Origin of the sequence: Flavobacterium sp. (assembly GCF_035760125.1) — a bacterium.
Lineage (GTDB): Bacteria > Bacteroidota > Bacteroidia > Flavobacteriales > Flavobacteriaceae > Flavobacterium.
In genome coordinates this window covers 1-2034 of record NZ_DASTTN010000360.1, presented here as the reverse complement: position 1 = coordinate 2034, position 2034 = coordinate 1, and the positions used below count along the sequence as shown (strand labels likewise).

1 protein-coding gene is annotated in these 2034 nt (G+C 28.4%); it reads left to right on the top strand.

What is annotated here, in order from left to right:
• Positions 1–417: 417 nt before the first annotated feature.
• Positions 418–2034, top strand: a 1617-nt coding sequence (locus VFS71_RS12865; RefSeq protein WP_326401699.1) for an SIR2 family protein, incomplete at its 3' end; no start/stop codon positions are given.

The following is a 2034-nucleotide window of genomic DNA, read 5'->3' as shown; positions in this document are numbered from 1 at the left end:
GGAGTTGGTACACGAATAAATAAACATAATTAAATCTTTTAAACTGCATTGTGGCAACACTTTGCAGTTTTTTGCTTTTTATGAGCAAAAATATTTTTTTTTTCATCAACTTCACTCCCGCTGTCCGCAATATCTTTTATCTCGTTTGAGGACGAGACAAAAGGATATTTGCTCCCATCGGGGCTAGGTGAGATATTTAGTTTTCCAGTTGAAATGATACTCTATTGTGATTAATATTTTTTTGTTTTTCTAAACTAAAGTCATAATTATTTACTAAAATTATAATACAAAAACTCCTATCAGTAATTTTAAACAAATATCTCGGCATTTCTTGAATTCTATTCAACTTAGGATTTTCTCCAAACAATTGTTAATTATCTTAATTAATTATATACTTTTGGAACTAAACTTTGATTAATGCAGTCCATTATACCTCCCAAACTAAAAGCGGCTCTAGAGCAAAACAATCTTGTATTCTTTGTTGGAGCCGGTTGTTCAATACCATTAGGTTTTCCATCTTGGAAAGATCTTACTATCAATATTCTTAAACAATTAGACAAAAAACATGGGGAATATTCTCATACACATTTTAAAAATATTATTGCTGAACTTGAAAATAACACTAGTCACGCTCTAGATAGTTTAAATGAAATTGAAAGTGATCGACAAGCTGGCAATCAATATAAATTGGAATCAAAACACATTGTTAATCAAGAATTTGACAAAATTGACTTAACCAATATTGAATCTCCTGTTCATAGTTTATTATGGGATATAACAACTAAAATATTTACCACAAATTATGATAATCTATTAGAAAGACATAAACCTTCAGACAAAACTATCCATGTCTTTGAAAATAAGAACAAATTCCAAAGTATAAAGAGTCAACTGGATGACTCACAATTTTTATACAAACTTCATGGAGACTGTAACAATCCGGAATCAATGGTTTTGTTTAGTAGTGATTATAATGAAATATACAACACTAATAGTCATAACGAAGATACATTAAGGAGTTTTTTTAAGGGTAAAACATTCATGTTTATTGGATTTAGCTTAACCGATCCATTTATAAACCAATTATTTGAAAAAATAAAAGATCTATATGGTGGTTATTTGTTCGCTGAACATTTTATTCTCACTACGAAAAAAGAAGATTACTCAAAATATAATACAACAGCTCTTTTGATAGATAACTATGGTGATGATTTAATAAAATACTTGTCTTCTTTAAAATCGTTTAAAAATAGCGTTACTAGCACAGCAGATAATATACCACAACAGTCATCTTCGTCGGAAGATTTAAACACACTAAATGAACTTTTTAAATTAAAAACAGAGCAACTTAAAGCTAACCCGAGCGATATCAATCTATATAATGAAATTAAAGATATTGAAGCAAAAATTAAAATCTTGTTATTTGATGATTTCAACTATTTACAAAAAATAAGTCCTATTTATAAAAATGTCGAGATTCGTTCACTTTTCGAAAAAATATATTCCTCTGTAATCTTAGATGAGCAAACGATAGAAAGAATAACCCAAGTCAGGAATGATTTGCAAAAATACAATTGGTACGATCGAAGTGTTTTAGTAAGTAGCATAGCTTGCAGTTTAATCCATTTTAATAAAGCAGACGAAATTAAAATTTCATTTTTAATAGATTTTATTAATGATAATGAAGACAGAGTATGGCAAAAAGCTACTACCTCATTATTTATGGCACTTAACCACTTAGGTAACAAATGGCTACGGTTAAATATAAAAAATAAGCTCAAGAATCTACAAGAAATTCCCAAAATTCAAAAAGCATTTTCCTCAATACTCCAGTTATTTAACATTGGTTTCCATAGAATTTCATTTTTAAACGACAAAATATTTGTTAACGAATATTTCAATGATAGTCCTTTCAATTATTTTTTACCATTTTTTGACGACAAAACTAACGAGGGATTCACATCTATTTTTGAAAATTATCATGGGGACATTGATAAAGCTATAAAATTTTTGAATAGATCAAGTTTACCAGAC